Below are 16,576 nucleotides of genomic sequence, written 5' to 3' on the forward strand. Positions count from 1 at the left end.
TAATCTGGAGAGGTAGATGATTTTACAATCGATTGGTCTGCGGGGAGGTTACGGCAATAGCGTAGTACTGGAGAGTATAAATTTACAAATCAATAGCGGTGAGTGGTTAACTATTTTGGGTCCCAATGGCTCTGGTAAATCGACTTTGCTGAAGTTACTGAGCCGTGTATTGGCACCAAAGGGTGGTGTTGTCCTTCTAGATGGCAAAAGTATTCACACCCAAGCTCCCAAAGTAGTGGCACAGCAATTGGCATTGTTACCCCAGTCTCCGCCTATGCCTGAAGGTTTGACTGTCAAGCAGATGGTGAGTTTAGGGCGCAATCCCTACCAAAGTTGGTGGCAATGGGAATTAGATGGGGAAGGTAAAAGTAAAGTATCGGAAGCTCTCTATCAAACAAATCTCTTACCGTTACAGGACAGGCCTGTAGAACAACTATCGGGTGGACAAAAACAACGGGCGTTTTTAGCCCTAGCTTTGGCACAGGATACGGATATTCTCCTCCTAGATGAACCCACTACTTTTTTAGATATTCACTACCAACTAGAAATTTTGGACTTACTCCGATCGTTACAATCTCAACGCCACCTCACGATCGTCACAGTTTTACATGACATCAATTTAGCAATGCGCTATAGCGATCGGGTAGCCTTGATGCATCAAGGACGATTATACGCTGTCGGCTCTGTGGATACAGTTTTGACCAAAGAGAACCTGAGGGCAGTATTCAATATTGATTCTGTCTGCATGGACACACCCATAGGTAAACAAATTGTTGTCCTGGGAGGAGCGGTAGAAAGTTAACTCGATCGTTTTGCTAGCAACCAGACAAAGAAAGGGGCACCGATCAAAGCTGTAACCGTTCCTACGGGTAACTCTACACTGCCCAAGCGCGCTAGGGTATCAGCCCCCGTCAAGAGCAGAGCACCGACCAACCCTGACATAGGAACGACCCACAGGTAATCTTTGCCCACCAACAATCTAGCTAGATGGGGAACGACCAAACCGACAAAGCCAATCAAACCACTGACACTAACTGCTGCCGCTGTCAAACCTGCTGAGGTCAGACCAATGCCCAAGCGCATCCACTTGAGGGAGACACCCAAACTAACTGCCAGTTCATCCCCCAAACTCAACAGATTCAAGAACTTAGCTAGGGATATACTCAGCAAAATACCAATCCCAATATATACAGCCACAACATTGACTTCATCCCAGCCTCTGCCATTCAGACTGCCCACTAGCCAGTTGAGAGCTACCTGTACTCGTTCATCAGCAAACAACAACAGCATAGAAGTCAAAGAACCAAAGAAAGCACTAACTGCTACTCCACTTAGAATTAACCTGGGAATCGAAATACCATTGGCACTCCAGGAGAGAGCGTAGACTAATGCCGTCGTCCCGATCGCTCCTCCCCAGGCAATCAAGGGCACCCAGCTCAACATGAAACCCCGCACTAGGGGCACAACTGCTGCCAAGCCCGCCCCCGCCGAAATGCCCAATAGAAATGGATCCGCCAGACCATTGCGCAGCATTCCCTGCATCAATGACCCTGCTACCCCCAAAGCCGCTCCTACCAAGACTCCCAGCAAGACCCTGGGCAGCCGCAAATCCCACACGATCGTTTGGTTTAACTCTTCCCCTCGCCTAAACAAAGCCTGCACTACTTCTGCTAGAGAAATCGGCACAGAGCCTAGTCCTACGCCCAACAAAATTACTCCTAGCAGACATAGGAGGGTAATACATAGAGCAGACCACTGCTTGAGGGAGTTTGATTGTGATGAATTCAGATAAACCGTCGGATTCTTTTTCATTGCTTTTTCTTCGTTGCCAATGCCATTTTGACCCCCTCTACTTCCCGCAAAACATCAATAACACTCACTACTTGCCCATAATCGATCGCTTCATCTGCCTGTAAATAAACCAATAGCTCAGGGTTTTGTCCCTTCTTTTGTTGCAGAACTGCGGCTAAACGATCGAGTTTGACCTCTCTATCTTCCAACATAATTTTACCATCCTGCAAGATAGAGAGAAGCAGCCGCTGGGAAGTTTGAGTCCTAGCCGTCCTAGCTTGGGGTAAATTGAGAGAAATACCTAAGTTAGGCGATAAAAACAAAGAGTAGATAACCAAAAACGCCAAGATGGCAAAGGTAACATCAATCAGAGAAGTGACATTAATAATTGCAGGTTGTTCTGGTTCTTCAGGTAAGCGCATTGTTACTCACTCCTGCTTTGCAATGATAACGGCGAAAGATCAACTCCAACTGACCACCATACTCCTGAATGAGATAAATTTGCCTTTGGTAGAAACCACGAAACATGTTAGCAAAAAAGGCGGTAAAGATGGCAATAATTAAACCTGTGGCTGTTGTGATCAAGGCTTCACTAATACCCCCTGTTACCACTGTCGCCCGCTCCCCAGAAAAATCACCAAAGCGCAGGGAGGCAAAGGAGTTCATCAAGCCAGTCACCGTCCCCAGCAGCCCCAGCAAAGGTGCCAGAGTAATGATGGAGTCAAAGATTGTGTTAAAGCGTTTCAAAATGGGAATTTCCGCTTGAGCAGCACTTTCTAGGGCAATCTTGAACTCCTCTGTATCAGGGTAATCTAACTCCAAGGCTGTGAGAAAAATACGAGCGATCGGTAAGTCCAGTTCCAACTCTAATTTTTTTATTGCCTTATCTTTGCTACTTGCATACAAGCGCAACACTTCCCGCACTACCCGCTGCTGCCTTCTGGCAACTTTCCACCAAAAAAGACAGCGTTCTACAATTAAAACAATCGCCACCAAAGAACTGAGTAAGAGGGGATACATAACCAGACCCCCTTTCTGAAATAAATCGATCGTTGTCTGCCACATACTATCTAGTCCCCGCTCTTCTATCCCGATCTATCAATTCAAAGTTAATCCTAGCTGACAAACCTTTCTTCCCCTGAGTAGAAGTAGTGAACCGCCACCTTTTTACCTGTTCCATTGCCGCCTGGTCTAATTCGGGATGACCACTAGAAGTCAGCAAGCGTACATCTTCCACTACCCCGCTGGGTGCAACATCAATACTTAGTCTTACCTGTCCCTGCAAACCCCTTTCTTTAGCACCAGCAGGAAAGCTAGGCTTCTCACAGCTAACACAAGTAACTTTTCCATCTTCCCGCGGTTTTTCTTCCTCAGGCACATAGGGTTTTGTTTCCTTTGGTAAGACTGCCTCTGGCACAGGTTCTGGCTTAGGCGTTTCTGGCGGTGGAGAAGTGGACTCCACTTTAGGTACCACAGGTGCGGGCAAAGCTTCTACAGGTGGTGCCTTCGCCACAGGGGCGGGTTGCTCGGTGAGACTCCCAGGCTGGGACTCAGGTTCTTGGGTTTGATTTGCCGAACTGACAAGAGGCACAAAGGGAGCAGGAGCTTCTTCTTCTGGTTCAGTCGTACTTGTCATTACAGGGGGAGCAGGGGGTAAAGGTGTCGGTTTCCTCTCCTCTGGTTGTTGTACCATCCTTGGTTGCTCCTTGGGAGCAGGAGGCTGGAATAACGCTGGCGGGGGTGTGTAAGTTGCTTTTGCAGGGGAACTCGGTACGGAAGGTGGTGTGTAAGTTACTTTTGCAGGAGAACTCGGTACAGAAGGTGGTGTATAGGCGGGGGAACTTGGTGCAGCTACAGGCTGGGGTTCTGGCGGTGGTGGTTCAATTAACTCAGGTTTTGGTAAGTCTGGCTTCTCTTCTTCTAAAACAACAATCTCAATTGGTATATCTGCTACAACTACAGGCTGAACTTCTCTGATAGCTGACGCAATACCAATAAACAAAGTGGCGTTCAGACCAATTGTAATAGGAATTCCCCAGACCAAGTTTTTAAGGGGCAACGATCGTTTTTTTTCTATTAACCACAGAGTATAGTTAGACATGACCACCTCCTAAAACTTAGCATTCAAACTTACTGCCACGTTAGTACCAGGTTGGGCTAAGCGATCGACTCTAGCCGCATCCGCTGCTGGGAAAGTACGCAGGTCACTGTATTCAAAATATTTTTGATTAAACAGATTGTAGACCCCAAAATTTAGAGATATAAGGGGAGTAAAGTTAACATATCCCGTTAAATCTACCAGAGTATAGCCAGCGGGGACAAACAATTGGGTATCCAAAGGTACACGGGGTGAACCAACAAATGTACCTACTAAATCTATCCCCCAACTATTATCAGCAGCACGGTAACGCAGACCCACATTAGCCTTGAAAGGATTGATAGTACCGAGAGGACGATTATTAGTTTGGTCATCACCTACAGCATAGGCTAACCCCCCGAACAAACTGAATCCCCCTGGTTGGTTAGAAAAGCGATATTCCCCACTGAATTCCACACCATAGATTCTAGCACTAGCCACATTCTGCGACTGAAATCTGATAAATGGACGGGGAAATCCAGGTATATTTTCCAAGCCAGTATTGACAAACCTTTGAATGAAATTGTCATAGGTGTTGTAGAAGCCTACCAGGGAGAATCTCCCCTGGGGAAATCTGCCCCTTACCCCTAATTCAAAACCATCACTACTCTCTGCCTTGAGGTCAGGATTAGGTATAACTCGGTAGCCAAACAATGTGTTAGCAAAACCACTATTAATTTCATCATAAAGGGGTGCTCGAAATCCCCTAGCATACTGTCCAAAAATAGTAAAGTCTTGTGAGGGTTTCCATAGAATAGCAAAACGAGGGGATAGATTACTGGAGCTAAAATTAGCAGGGGGCGGTGATAAATTACGCAAAAAATCCTCATCAGCCGTAGCAGTTAAGGAGTAAAAATCTAAACGTAGCCCAGGAATGATACTGATGTTACCGAAACTAATCTCATCCTGCAAGAACAGAGCAAACCGCGTGGTATCAGAGTCAGGAAAATCCTTAGTGGGGAAGTTTTCAGGAATAAGATTGCGGGTGCGCTCCCCTGTCACTCTATTTATCTGTTCCCGCTCTCTGGGTCTAGTATTTTTCTGTTGGGAATACTCCAGTCCATAGGTGAGTAAATGATTAACTGTTCCTGTAGCAAAACTACTCTGCAGTTGTAAATTAGCACCATAAATCCGATCGGTAAAATCATTCAAACCAATTCTACTGGCTAGTTGACTAGGGGGCGTACCAGGACGAGCACCTGTAGGAGCAACTAATCTATCCTCCACATTGAATTCAGGAGTATTGGCATCCTGGTAGAAGGCTTGTATTTTAGCAGTTCTAATAAATCCCCCATCGGGATTGTCAAAGTCATAATCCAAACTCAATCTAGTCCTATTAGTCTTGAAATCAGAAGTCAAGCTTTGTACAACTACAGCACCCCCCGTCTCCTCTGGTAAGTTAGCCCGAGCAAAGGTAGTAAAGGTCGATCGGTTCAACACTTCCGCCGTCAATTTCAAGCTGTTTTTAGCATCAAATCTGTAGACTAGCTTGCCCAAATAGTTATTAGAAGAACCTGTCTGCCGATCGTTAAATTGAGGATCACCGTTGCGGTTCAGTTCCCGAAAATCCCTGCGGGTATAAATGCCAGCAAATTCTAACTTATCTGCCCTTGTAGCCACTGCTACTGAATTATTAAAGCCACTATCTGCACTGTTGTAATTGGTGTTAGCACTAATGTAGCTATCTTTACCTGTAATTGCTAATAAGTCACTGGGATCAACGGTAGTAAAAGTTAATACCCCTCCAATAGCATCAGAACCATACAAAGCCGAACCAGGACCCTTGAGAATTTCTAATACTTTGAGGGTAGACAAGTCAACAAAATCCCTGCCTGTACCAAAGGGACCAAGGGTAAATTCATTGGGTAGACGAATACCATCTACCTGGAACAGAATTCGATTTCCCTCAATCCCCCGAATGTTGAAATTTTGCAATCCCGATCGGGGACTTTTTCTGATTGACACCCCTAAATCTTCCCGAATAATGTCCCGTAAATTGTTGACGTTACCCCGTTCAATTTCACCCCGCTCGATCACTGTCACCGACCCTGGGGCATCCTGTACATCCCGTGGCGATCGTGTGCCTGTCACAGTTATCTCAATGTCATCCGCTTGTGCTAACACGGGTAAGTTAAAGATCGGGACAGCCAAAAGTGCAAAAAATAGGTTTCTCATGTGTGCACTCCATAGGAATAAATGCAACTTTTCACCTCCCACTGACAATCTCTTGCAGCTTTTGACTAGCTTTAACGATCGAGTCGATGCTACCAGGGTTCACCAGACCGTAGTAGTCCATTTGATAGACCTTGTTTTGTTGCACTGCCTTGAGGTTGCGCCAAAATGATTGGTTTTGTAGCTGAGCCAGTACATTTTCACCAAACTCCACGACAATCAGAGTATCAGGATTGAGCTGTAACAGACGTTCGGGGGACAGAGTGATATAACCCTCCACAGGCGCTTTACCTTGTATATCAGCAGCCAAATTACGCAAATGAAAACGCTCCAACATCGCCCCTGCCCAACTATTGCGATTAGGACTCAAAATCGGCTGACGGCTAACTATCACAATCACACTAGGAGACTGACTAGGTTTAGGCAAGGATAACGCTCGGTATTGACTCAACAACGGTTCTGGATTTGCCCCTACCTTGCTTGCCAAGTCTCTTGTCACTTGTTCCAGGGCTGTCCAGCTATCTACATCTACTAATTCAGTGCTAATGCCCGATCGTTGTAAGCGCACCGCCACTTGGTCATGGAACCCCTTTGCCCCAATCACCAAATCAGGTCTAAGGGAGAGAACCCGCTCCAAGTTTGGCTGTGCTCGTCCCTCTGTAACTTTGACCTTGTTGCGAAAATCAGGATTATTAGCCAATAATTGACTTCCAGGCACTCCTACCAGCTTAGAGCCATCTAGTCTCTGTAAAATATCTGCTGTCAGAGAAGTCAAAGCCACAACTCTATTCACCCCTCCCTGGGCTGCTGCTGGAAAACCTGTCCTAGAGGGAGTGAAATCAATGAAGACCGCAGCAAGACCCCCTAAAACCAGTAGAGACCCCCTGCGCGAAAAGTGGCTTACTTTCATAAGTTATTAAAAGTTATTCTTAAGTTATCCCTCTACACTACAGGGGCTTAATAAAAATGTCAAGCATTAAGTTACAGCTAAAGACAATTAGCCTGGTACCTGTGAGCTAGGTCACCCACCTCGCAGTCGATAAAGCACCGCTGAGCTTAATTCCATCCAAGATACCCCTGCTAAATACCATGGCAAAAAGTTGCGAGTGACATAGTCAGGCTCAGTGCTAGTAGACCCGGTCTATGTAAGGTCGTGATAGTTAACAGGAGGATAATGCCTTGATTAAACCGATGGCAAGTGACAATCTCTCTCAAAGATGAGAGGGAACGATATGGAGCAGAGCTGGTGAGCCAGCCCAAAGTTTATGGTGTACCAATACGGATTTAGGCAGAAGGTCAAAGTAGTATTATGGTGGAGACCTATTCAGAGTCAACAGAACGGTAGAGAAATTAGTTATGATTTACTTGACAACACCGCCTCCCAAGAAAGGTCGGGAAATTGTCCAATGCCGATCCGAGGAGGCATACACTTCTACCCCTGGCCATTGACACTCTACCAACATTGTCTCCACTTCCTCTAGGGTAAAGGCAGCATGAAGAGAATCATAAAATAGCTGGCGCTGGTCTGGGTTGTAGCCTGCCCCAATCGTGTCAACTATCTGCTCTAGCTCCTCGATCGTTTTTGGTCTCATTAAATCCCTGATCAAAATGCCTCCCCCTGGTTTTAGTACCCGCAGGGCTTCCCGAAAGAAAGGGCGAGGGTCTGGCAGGTGATGCACGATGCTGTTGGAAATCACTACATCAAACGTATGGTCAGCGTAGGGTAACTGCTTTGCGTCTGCCAGTTCCAAGGTAATTTGGTGCTCAAGCTGGGCAGCAGTGACGTTGATTTTGGCAAGGTCAAGCATACTCTGGGCTAAATCGATCGCCGTGATGTGCATGGTGGAGTCATTAGCAAACTGACAGAGAATAATGGGAATCCTGGCTGTCCCTGTGCCGATGTCGAGAATGTGACCCCTAGCCCCTAGCTGTAGTGCCGTACGGGCAAAATCAGTGTTGACTGCCGTAAAGTCCATGCGGTCGTACTCGATCGCTGCTTGGGGGGAATCCATCACTTCTGGTTCCAGAATACGCTGCACCATAGTGTAGGGAAAACTGATACGTTGTTCTACAAAATCTTATCGCTCCCTTTTACCTCATCGGGACATATTTGATCTGGGCAGGTTGGTGCGGGTTTTTGGCATGTTTTACTCCTCTGCAGAAATGAATATCAAGACAATCTTTCCAAATCAATTTCTCCAGGGAGTGGGGGAGCATAATCAACGCACCAAACTATCGAGCTTCTGGATGACCTGTAGTCTTGTTTCCTCAGGAGCTTGGTGAGTACCTTCGATCACTGAAATTGCCACTGCCCCCGATCGGACTACATTTTGTTCCGAAGTAGGATTCACATCAGGCAGCACAGACAGACCCCTAGGTAAGCTAGGAGACAGAGAGAGAGTAACCCCAGGCGCAGCCACATTTGCACCAAATTGTTGAGCTACGGGGTCTTGGGAGAGGTTCTCTGTGAAGAAAGGAATGACAAAGGAAGCTAAGCCTACCCGACTGAAGCGAATGGGTAAATCTTTGCCCCTACCTGCTGTAAAAGCGGGGATGTTGACATTGAGACCAATACCAGGGGGTAAAAGGGCATTTCCCCCAACGGTGCGACGTGCTTCCAGAGTATTCACTAACAGGACAACAATTTCGGCAATTTCAAAGTCAATATCCCCCCTCTGCAACTGGGAAACAGGACGATAGTTCAAAGGGGCTTCACAACTAACAGCGATGGCGGGAATACCCCGATTGATAGCAATCAACGCTGCATTGACTGTACCGGAGTGGTTGTTGATTAAACCTGTGTTGTTACCGTAGTTAGGTCCACTGATGACCAGGTCAGGAAGTTTACCGAAAACTCTGGGAGCGGCAATATCAATGCCATAGAGAGAGGCAGCGACTGGCGAGCTATTGACATAGAAACTCTGGGGATCACCAGGTAAAATACCAATTCCAGGTGCACCATTAGCTATAGCCCCACCGCGGGAAGGAGCAGTTAGAGCAGTGATGGGACGCAGAAAGTTGATTCCCCCTCCTGTGCCACTTTGGTCCTGAGCTGGTGCAGAAACAATCACTCGGTGTCCCGCTGCACGAAGGGAACTTGCCAGGGCTTGGGTCAGGGCAGATTCAACGCCGTCGTCATTGGTGAGAACAATATCTAGGGCTTCTGCTCTAGCACACAATCCCGCCAAGACACAAAACGAAATTAGTAGTAGATTTTTGCTAGTCATAAAGGTTCCAGTAGAAAATCGCCAAGTTCAGAGTAATACTGATTCTGTCAGATTACTTAATTTTTCTTCCCATGCAACTCATAGAGTCTGAAATTGTGGAATCGATCGTTTTTTCCATCGAGTGGGGAGAAGAGGCTGAAAGAAATCTATCACGGATGCCCAGAGTTCTGTAAGCAGACAGTCCCTCTAACTGTCAGGGAAGTATCATTAACTTTTTACTCCCGATCGCTCTTGATTGGCTGTAGAAATTTTGTTGGTCTTTGCCACCTTTTGCAGGTTATAAGAAATGTCTCTTACCAAGCGGTAATATGTGCAGTTTTCTATGGCATCCCTTGCACTCATCCGCAGAATTGTTACTGCATTAAGTCGGCAAAAAGACTGAGAAATGTGCATCAAGATAGGAGAAATCATCTGTTAGAACTACATTACTCATCCCTAATCAAACCTCTATTGCTGTTTCCGTCGACTATAGACTAAACTGGCTAGAGTATTGCTATTGTTAATGCTGTATGCCCAGAGGTTGGCTGCTTGTTCTTTTCCCGCTATTTTACTCCCAGGGAGCAATTGCCCAGGAATTAATAAAAATTAAGGGCTTCGTGCTAAAGGGGAATACTGTGTTTTCAGATGCGGAGATTTTGACAGCGGCAGCTCCTCTGATCGGCAGGGAAGTATCATTTAGTGACCTCTTGGATTTAGAAGCACGTATCACTCAGAAATACGTAGAGGCTGGCTATATTAATTCTGGTGCGAAAATCCCCGCAGGACAAATCCTCTCCCCCAAAGATGCCGTCATCACCATTGAAATTATTGAGGGTGGTCTGGAAGAAATCACGGTTACGGGACTCCGCAGGCTTGACCCTAATTATGTGCGCTCCCGCTTGGCAGTGGCTGGTGCATCTCCCTTGAATCAAAACCGACTGTTGGAAGGATTACAATTACTGCGGCTTGATCCCTTGATTAGCAGTGTCACAGCAGAGTTATCACCTGGTCCTAATCCCAATTTGAGTCGTTTGGATGTGGTTGTAACGGAATCTGAACCTTTTGAGTTGAAAGTAAATGTCGACAACGGCAGGTCTCCTGCTGTAGGTAGTGTTCGTAGAGGTGTTACATTTGGTTACCAAAATCTCTCCGGCATCGGCGATAAACTTTCTGCTAATTATGTCAACACAGATGGCAGCAATGCTTTTAGCTTTAATTATCTAGTTCCTGTCAACCCCCTCAACGGTACTCTATCTTTGGAGTATGACCGCACCAGCAGTACTGTGATTGAACCTCCTTTCGATCGTTTGAGCATATTGGGGGAGTCTCCTACTTATCGCATTACCTATCGTCAACCTGTGTATCAAACTCCCCTGCAGGAATTAGCTCTGGGTTTAACTGCTTCCTATCAAGCGAGTCAATCCACCCTGGGGGGGGAGCCATTTCAATTAGCACCTGGGGCTGACCCTGGGGGAAACACTCGCATTGCAGCTATTCGTTTCTTTCAAGATTACCTGACCCGCGGTAGGCTGGAAGTTTTCCAAGCTCGATCGCAATTTAGTTACGGTGTCGGCTTACTGGGAGCAACGATTAACCCTGATCCCCCTGATAGTCGGTTCCTTGCTTGGCGCTTCCAGGGACAATATGTCCGATCGTTGGGTGCTGATAGTCTGTGGGTGACCCGTGTTGATACCCAATTAGCGAATCGCCCTCTGGTACCCCAAGAACAATTTGCTGTGGGCGGTTTTCGCAGTGTACGGGGCTACCGACAGGACACTATTTTGGCTGACAGTGGTTTTTTCCTGTCCACAGAGGTGCAAATACCGATCGCGCGCTTCTCTCCCCAAGATGTTTTACAAGTAATTCCCTTCGCTGATTTTGGGACAACTTGGAGTGCTGGTGCTACTCCTGGCTTGGCTGCTCGCAACGGTACACTCTATTCTCTGGGGTTGGGACTGCAATTTCGTCTAGGCGATCGGTTGACAACAAGGTTAGATGTTGGTGTTCCTCTCAATCTCACCGACGCAGCAGGCAATGCTTTGGGCACAAACAACATTTTGTTTTCCCTGGAGTACAGGGCTTTCTAAGCCTGTCAGCCTCTATCATGGATGTAGCCCCTGGGAGATTCGCCTATGGTTGTTGCTGTTAACTCTCTGCCTGACCACACCCAACTACCTGAATCCGATGGTGCGATCGTGGAAAACTTCGCCGAACATCCCCAAAGCATCTTGCTCACCAGCGCCATTTACCCCATCCTGCAGCAACTCCATCCCGATGGTCAGTTCACCATAGGGCAAGACAGCGGCATCTACTGGCAAATAACCGCAGACCCCCTCAAGGGCTGCATAGCACCAGATTGGTTTTATGTCCCCAATGTACCCCCTATGCTCGAGGGCAAATACCGCCGCTCCTATGTCCTGTGGCAGGAGAAAGTCCCACCTTTGATTGTGATGGAGTTTGTGTCAGGGGATGGCAGAGAAGAGAGAGACCAGACTCCCCCAAGCCCTGGTTGCAAGCCAGGCAAGTTTTGGGTGTATGAGCAGGGGATAGGGGTTCCGTATTATGTCATTTATGAAGTCAGCCCAGGGAGAGTGGAGGTTTATCATTTGGTCAACGATCGGTATCAGCGGCTGGTTGCCAAAGAGGGGGGGCAGATATTCATTCCTGAGATGGGAGTGGGATTGGGGATATGGCGGGGGTGTTACTGTGGCATGGAGTTGCCCTGGCTGCGCTGGTACGACAGGGAGGGGAAGCTGCTGCCCACAGGGGAAGAACGGGCGGAGCTGGAGCGTCAAAGAGCAGAACAGGAACGACAGCAGAAGGAAAAATTAGCAGCTAAACTCCGATCCCTAGGCATTGACCCTGATACTTTGCAAGAATGAGCAGTCCATTTGGAGTCCAGCCATGGTTGTTACAGTTAACCTACTCCCTGACCACAATCAACTACCCGAATCCGATGGTGCGATCGTGGAAAACTTTGCTGAACATCCCCAAAGTATCTTGCTCACCAGCGCCATTTACCCCATCCTGCAGCAACTCCATCCCGATGGTCAGTTCACCATAGGTCAAGACAGCGGCATCTACTGGCAAATAACCGCAGACCCCCTCAAGGGCTGCATAGCACCAGATTGGTTTTATGTCCCCAATGTACCCCCCATGCTCGAGGGCAAATACCGCCGCTCCTATGTCCTGTGGCAGGAGAAAGTCCCACCTTTGATTGTGATTGAGTTTGTGTCAGGGGATGGCAGAGAAGAGAGAGACCAGACTCCCCCAAGCCCTGGTTGCAAGCCAGGCAAGTTTTGGGTGTATGAGCAGGGGATAAGGGTTCCCTACTATGGGATTTATGAGGTGAGCAAGGGGGCGGTAGAGGTGTATCACTTGGTCAACGATCGGTATCAGAGGATGGTTGCCAATGCTCGAGGGCATATATTCATTCCGGAGATGGGGGTGTCGTTGGGGATATGGCAGGGATGCTACTGTGGCATGGAATTACCCTGGCTGCGGTGGTACGATGGGGAAGGGAAGTTGCTGCCCACGGGTGAAGAACGAGCAGAACTAGAGCGCCAAAGGGCAGAACTAGAGCGCCAAAGAGCGGAATTTGAGTATCAACGCGCAGAACAGGAACGGCAGCAGAAAGAGAAACTAATAGCCAAACTCCGATCGTTAGGCATTGACCCTGATACACTACAGACATAAGTTGGGGGCACATATGGACATCGATCGGTTACTCTCTCATTCCCTGCACATCCTCAGTATTTTGGTACTGTGGGGTGTTCCAGGGAGAGCACAGATTATTCCCGATCGGACTCTTGGAGGGGAGACTTCTGTTGTTATCCCCAACGTGACAATTCGAGACCTACCGGCGACACGAATTGATGGTGGTGCCGTCAGAGGAGTCAACCTATTTCATAGTTTTCAGGAATTTAATGTCAATACAGGTCAGGGAGTCTACTTCAGCAATCCTGGGGGTATTGAGAACATCATCACTAGGGTAACAGGGGGAAATGTTTCCAATATCAATGGCACCTTGGGAGTCTTGGGGGAGGCTAACCTATTCTTTACCAATCCAGCGGGTATAGTTTTTGGTGGTGGTGCCCGTTTAGATTTGCAGGGGTCATTCCTTGGGACAACAGCTAATAGTTTTATGTTTCCCAACAACGTTGAATTCAGTGCCACCAACCCTACTGCCCCACCTTTGTTAGTCGTCAACATTCCTGTGGGATTGCGGTTTAGGGAGAATGCAGGAGCGATAGACGTAAGGACTGCCAACAGAGACGGCACAGGAAAACTGCAAACCAGCTTAGCAACGAACCGAGGAAAGACATTGGCTCTCGTTGGTGGGGCAGTAAATCTTGTGGGGGGGGTAGTGTCTGCACCAGCGGGTTTTCTGGAAATTGGCAGTGTCCGATCGGGAGATATAAATATTCAGCCGAACATGATTTTGCGCTACAGTGACGACACCATTTTTAGCGACATTAGCCTGAGAGATGTTGCTGGTGCTTACAGCAGCGATGGCAATATACAAATCCAGGGCAGGAACGTGCAACTGAGGAATGGGGCGCAGGTTTTTGCCGGCACTACAAGTAGTAAAGATGGTGGCAGTCTTATCATCAGAGCATCTGAATTGGTAGAAATCGTAGGAGAATTGCCAAGTTTTGTTGATGCATCGGTTCTACCGGGAGCAGAGGGGAAGGGCGGCAGCTTGAGGATCGAAACTCCCACTCTCCGTTTAAGTGATAGAGCTTCAATTACCACTGATACGTTTGGCAGAGGCGAGGGAGGAACTTTGGTCATCGTAGCATCTCAAGCTATGGAGGCAAGCCGTAGCAGCATTTCTGCCAGCGTTGGTGTGGGAGGGCAGGGAAAAGGAGGTAACATAACCATCAAAACACCTACCCTGCGGTTGACTGATAGAGCCCAGATTTCCAGCACTACTCTTGGCAAGGGGGATGGCGGAACAGTATTCATTAAATCAGATAAACTGGTAGAGGGAAGAGGTCCCGGCATCGTCATTGACACGTCCGTGCAACCGATAGCAACAGGACAGGGGGGCAATCTAACGATCGAGGCTCCCACGCTCCGTTTGACTGAAGGGGCCCAGATTTCTGCTAGTACCTTTGGCAGGGGAGATGGAGGGACAGTATTTATTAAAGCCTCTCAGCTCTTGGAATTGCAGGGCAGATCGCTTGATGGCAAGATTGCTAGTGATATTAGTGCAGATGTTGGACCAGAAGCAGAAGGCAGGGGAGGTAACATATTCATAGATACTCCTGTTCTCCGTTTAGTGGAGGGAGCACAAATTGGTACTGCCACCTTCGGCAGAGGGGACGGGGGAAACCTATTTATCAAGGCATCCCAACTAGTAGAAGCCACAGGGAATAGCCTTATCAGTGCCTCTGTGCAGCCAGGAGCCGAAGGGAAGGGGGGTAATTTAGTCATTACAACTGATACTCTCCGCCTGTCTGGAGGAGCCCAAATTTCCAGCGGCACTTTTGGTAAAGGGGACGGAGGGACTCTAGCTATTGAAGCTTCCCAACTCCTAGAAGCAATTGGTAGATCAAGCACTGGTAAAGCTGCTAGTGGAATTTTTGCCAATGTTGCTGTAGGAGGTGAAGGCAAGGGCGGTAATTTAACGATTGAAACACCCACGCTTCGGTTAACTGAAGGAGCACAAATTGCCTCTGGCACCTTTGGTAGGGGCAATGGAGGTAACCTCTCCCTCAAGGTCTCTCAGCTCTTAGAAGCTAAGGATTCTGGTAGCCTCATTGATGTATCCGTCCAGCCACAAGCAGAGGGAAAGGGCGGCAATTTATCTATTGAGACTGCCACTCTCCGTTTGACTGGGGGGGCAAAAATTCAAGCCGTTACCTTTGGCAAAGGTGATGGGGGAAACCTATCTATCAAAGCCTCTCAATCAGTAGAAGCAGTAGCAAGAGGGCTTGACGATTTGGCAAGTGGTATTCGGGCAGATGTTGATGCTGGGGCAGAAGGGAAGGGTGGGGATTTAACAATAGAGACCCCTATTCTCCGTCTAACTGAGGGGGCGCAGATTGCAGCTGCCACCTTTGGCAGAGGAAAGGCAGGGACTGTGCTCATTAAAGCCTCGCAACTTCTGGAAGCAAGCGGTTCTGGTACCGCTATAGGTGTCTCTGTGCAAGAGGGAGCAGAAGGAAGCGGTGGTAATTTATCCATCGAAACTGCTATTCTCCGTTTAACTGGGGGGGCTTTTATTTCTGCTACCACTGATGGCAAGGGGGATGGTGGTTCTCTATTTGTCAGGGCATCTCAACTCCTAGAGGCAAAGGGTAGAGCACCGACCGACAATTCACCAACTATCATTCGAGCGCAGGCTAGATCAAGGGCAGCAGGGAAGGGGGGCAATTTAACGATCGAGACTCCTCTTCTCCGTCTAGGTGAGGGAGCGAGTATTTCTGTGAGTGACTTTTCGGGTGCCAAAGGTGCAGGTAGCCTGCAGATTACTACTGATGCTCTAAGCATTGACAACTCTAGTATTACTGCCTCTGCTCTTAGAGGAAGTGAAGCAAACATTGTGATTAACGCTAGCGATGTACGACTGAGGAACAACAGTGAAATCGAAGCCAATGCCTTTCGCAATGCCACTGGGGGTAACATTACCATCAATGCGAACACCCTGATTGGCTTTCCCAACACAAACATCACAGCCAACGCTGAGAAGCAAGGCGGTAGAATTGCCATTACTGCTAAGGCAGTTTTGGGTTTTCGCACTCTTTCCCGTCCTGAAATTCAAAGATTACTGGGCAGAGAAGACTTGAGTAATTTCAACCCTTTCAGAGATTTCCCCAACAGCGCCAATATTCTGGCGATTTCCACTACCAATCCTGACCCCAATCTGAGCGGGCAAGTCAACATCAGTACTCCAGAGGCTGACCCCAGCAAGGGCTTGGTCAATCTTCCCCAAAACACGGTTGATCCTTTGCAGTTAGTCAACAGCAATGTCTGTCGAGTACGGCAGGGCAGTCAGTTTGTGATCAAAGGGAGAGGAGGAGTGCCCCCAACAGTTGGGGATAATTTTCGCTCAGAGACGGAGGTGGGTCTAGCGGATGCTGTGGCGCCTATTGTAGCAAGTCCTTCCACCAGGGGGGAGAAAAACACGATCGATAAAGGTGAGACACCCCCTGCCCTAGGCTGGGTGGCAGACGGCAAAGGGAATGTGGTACTGGTGGACTACGACCCTAGAGGAAAGTTAGTGCGGCTTGGTGCCTACCAGCAGAGATGTAGGTTGCCCTGA

The 16,576-nt window shown here is 48.0% G+C and carries 13 protein-coding genes; 5 read left to right on the forward strand and 8 right to left on the reverse strand.

Features of this window, described 5'->3' with window-relative positions; translation table 11 throughout:
• The first annotated feature begins 16 nt into the window (after nt 1–16).
• On the forward strand, nt 17–802 hold the full coding sequence (locus NZM01_07225) for an ABC transporter ATP-binding protein (GenBank protein MCS6959824.1): 786 nt from the start codon (nt 17–19) through the stop codon (nt 800–802).
• Here the strand turns inward: NZM01_07225 and NZM01_07230 are convergent.
• The 8 genes from NZM01_07230 to NZM01_07265 all read right to left on the reverse strand — a co-directional run bounded on the left by NZM01_07230 (nt 799) and on the right by NZM01_07265 (nt 9,327).
• Nucleotides 799–1,812 (reverse strand): iron ABC transporter permease, encoded by a 1,014-nt coding sequence (locus tag NZM01_07230; GenBank protein MCS6959825.1) that lies wholly within the window; start codon nt 1,810–1,812, stop codon nt 799–801. The genes NZM01_07225 and NZM01_07230 overlap by 4 nt on opposite strands.
• Entirely contained in the window at nt 1,809–2,213 is a 405-nt protein-coding gene (locus NZM01_07235) for a biopolymer transporter ExbD (GenBank protein MCS6959826.1), read from the reverse strand. The genes NZM01_07230 and NZM01_07235 overlap by 4 nt, the downstream gene beginning before the upstream one ends.
• Nucleotides 2,200–2,856 (reverse strand): MotA/TolQ/ExbB proton channel family protein, encoded by a 657-nt coding sequence (locus tag NZM01_07240; GenBank protein MCS6959827.1) that lies wholly within the window; start codon nt 2,854–2,856, stop codon nt 2,200–2,202. Before NZM01_07240 ends, NZM01_07235 begins: the two co-directional genes overlap by 14 nt.
• A 1-nt stretch (nt 2,857) precedes the next feature.
• Nucleotides 2,858–3,892: a TonB family protein gene (locus NZM01_07245; protein MCS6959828.1), complete on the reverse strand. Its 1,035-nt coding sequence runs from the start codon at nt 3,890–3,892 to the stop codon at nt 2,858–2,860.
• Nucleotides 3,893–3,901: 9 nt separating this feature from the next.
• Nucleotides 3,902–6,103, reverse strand: coding sequence for a TonB-dependent hemoglobin/transferrin/lactoferrin family receptor (locus NZM01_07250; GenBank protein ID MCS6959829.1), 2,202 nt, complete (start codon nt 6,101–6,103; stop codon nt 3,902–3,904).
• A 31-nt stretch (nt 6,104–6,134) separates the two neighbouring features.
• Nucleotides 6,135–6,893: an ABC transporter substrate-binding protein gene (locus tag NZM01_07255; protein MCS6959830.1), complete on the reverse strand. Its 759-nt coding sequence runs from the start codon at nt 6,891–6,893 to the stop codon at nt 6,135–6,137.
• A gap of 568 nt (nt 6,894–7,461) precedes the next feature.
• Complete coding sequence (locus tag NZM01_07260; protein MCS6959831.1) at nt 7,462–8,142, reverse strand: class I SAM-dependent methyltransferase; 681 nt, start codon at nt 8,140–8,142, stop codon at nt 7,462–7,464.
• Nucleotides 8,143–8,319: 177 nt separating this feature from the next.
• Nucleotides 8,320–9,327 (reverse strand): 5'/3'-nucleotidase SurE, encoded by a 1,008-nt coding sequence (locus NZM01_07265; GenBank protein ID MCS6959832.1) that lies wholly within the window; start codon nt 9,325–9,327, stop codon nt 8,320–8,322.
• Nucleotides 9,328–9,836: 509 nt separating this feature from the next.
• Here NZM01_07265 and NZM01_07270 point away from each other — a divergent pair.
• Genes NZM01_07270 through NZM01_07285 form a run of 4 tightly spaced genes read left to right on the forward strand, consistent with a single transcriptional unit; the run spans nt 9,837 to nt 16,576 of the window.
• Nucleotides 9,837–11,393, forward strand: a complete 1,557-nt coding sequence (locus NZM01_07270; GenBank protein ID MCS6959833.1) for a BamA/TamA family outer membrane protein — start codon at nt 9,837–9,839, stop codon at nt 11,391–11,393.
• Nucleotides 11,394–11,438: 45 nt separating this feature from the next.
• Nucleotides 11,439–12,188 (forward strand): Uma2 family endonuclease, encoded by a 750-nt coding sequence (locus NZM01_07275; protein ID MCS6959834.1) that lies wholly within the window; start codon nt 11,439–11,441, stop codon nt 12,186–12,188.
• 22 nt (nt 12,189–12,210) lie between these two features.
• Nucleotides 12,211–13,002: a Uma2 family endonuclease gene (locus tag NZM01_07280; GenBank protein ID MCS6959835.1), complete on the forward strand. Its 792-nt coding sequence runs from the start codon at nt 12,211–12,213 to the stop codon at nt 13,000–13,002.
• Nucleotides 13,003–13,015: 13 nt separating this feature from the next.
• Nucleotides 13,016–16,576 carry a filamentous hemagglutinin N-terminal domain-containing protein gene (locus NZM01_07285; protein MCS6959836.1) on the forward strand — a complete coding sequence of 1,187 codons (3,561 nt, stop codon included), beginning with the start codon at nt 13,016–13,018 and terminating at the stop codon, nt 16,574–16,576.

It is taken from the genome of Pseudanabaenaceae cyanobacterium SKYG29, from assembly GCA_025055675.1.
GTDB lineage: Bacteria > Cyanobacteriota > Cyanobacteriia > Pseudanabaenales > Pseudanabaenaceae > M5B4.

What these genes read in the sequence shown, in the direction of transcription:
- NZM01_07225 (MCS6959824.1), top strand. Translation starts at nt 17, where the DNA reads ATGATTTTACAATCGATTGGTCTGCGGGGAGGTTACGGCAATAGCGTA.
- NZM01_07230 (MCS6959825.1), bottom strand. Translation starts at nt 1,812, where the DNA reads ATGAAAAAGAATCCGACGGTTTATCTGAATTCATCACAATCAAACTCC.
- NZM01_07235 (MCS6959826.1), bottom strand. Translation starts at nt 2,213, where the DNA reads ATGCGCTTACCTGAAGAACCAGAACAACCTGCAATTATTAATGTCACT.
- NZM01_07240 (MCS6959827.1), bottom strand. Translation starts at nt 2,856, where the DNA reads ATGTGGCAGACAACGATCGATTTATTTCAGAAAGGGGGTCTGGTTATG.
- NZM01_07245 (MCS6959828.1), bottom strand. Translation starts at nt 3,892, where the DNA reads ATGTCTAACTATACTCTGTGGTTAATAGAAAAAAAACGATCGTTGCCC.
- NZM01_07250 (MCS6959829.1), bottom strand. Translation starts at nt 6,103, where the DNA reads ATGAGAAACCTATTTTTTGCACTTTTGGCTGTCCCGATCTTTAACTTA.
- NZM01_07260 (MCS6959831.1), bottom strand. Translation starts at nt 8,142, where the DNA reads ATGGTGCAGCGTATTCTGGAACCAGAAGTGATGGATTCCCCCCAAGCA.
- NZM01_07265 (MCS6959832.1), bottom strand. Translation starts at nt 9,327, where the DNA reads ATGACTAGCAAAAATCTACTACTAATTTCGTTTTGTGTCTTGGCGGGA.
- NZM01_07270 (MCS6959833.1), top strand. Translation starts at nt 9,837, where the DNA reads ATGCCCAGAGGTTGGCTGCTTGTTCTTTTCCCGCTATTTTACTCCCAG.
- NZM01_07275 (MCS6959834.1), top strand. Translation starts at nt 11,439, where the DNA reads ATGGTTGTTGCTGTTAACTCTCTGCCTGACCACACCCAACTACCTGAA.
- NZM01_07280 (MCS6959835.1), top strand. Translation starts at nt 12,211, where the DNA reads ATGGTTGTTACAGTTAACCTACTCCCTGACCACAATCAACTACCCGAA.
- NZM01_07285 (MCS6959836.1), top strand. Translation starts at nt 13,016, where the DNA reads ATGGACATCGATCGGTTACTCTCTCATTCCCTGCACATCCTCAGTATT.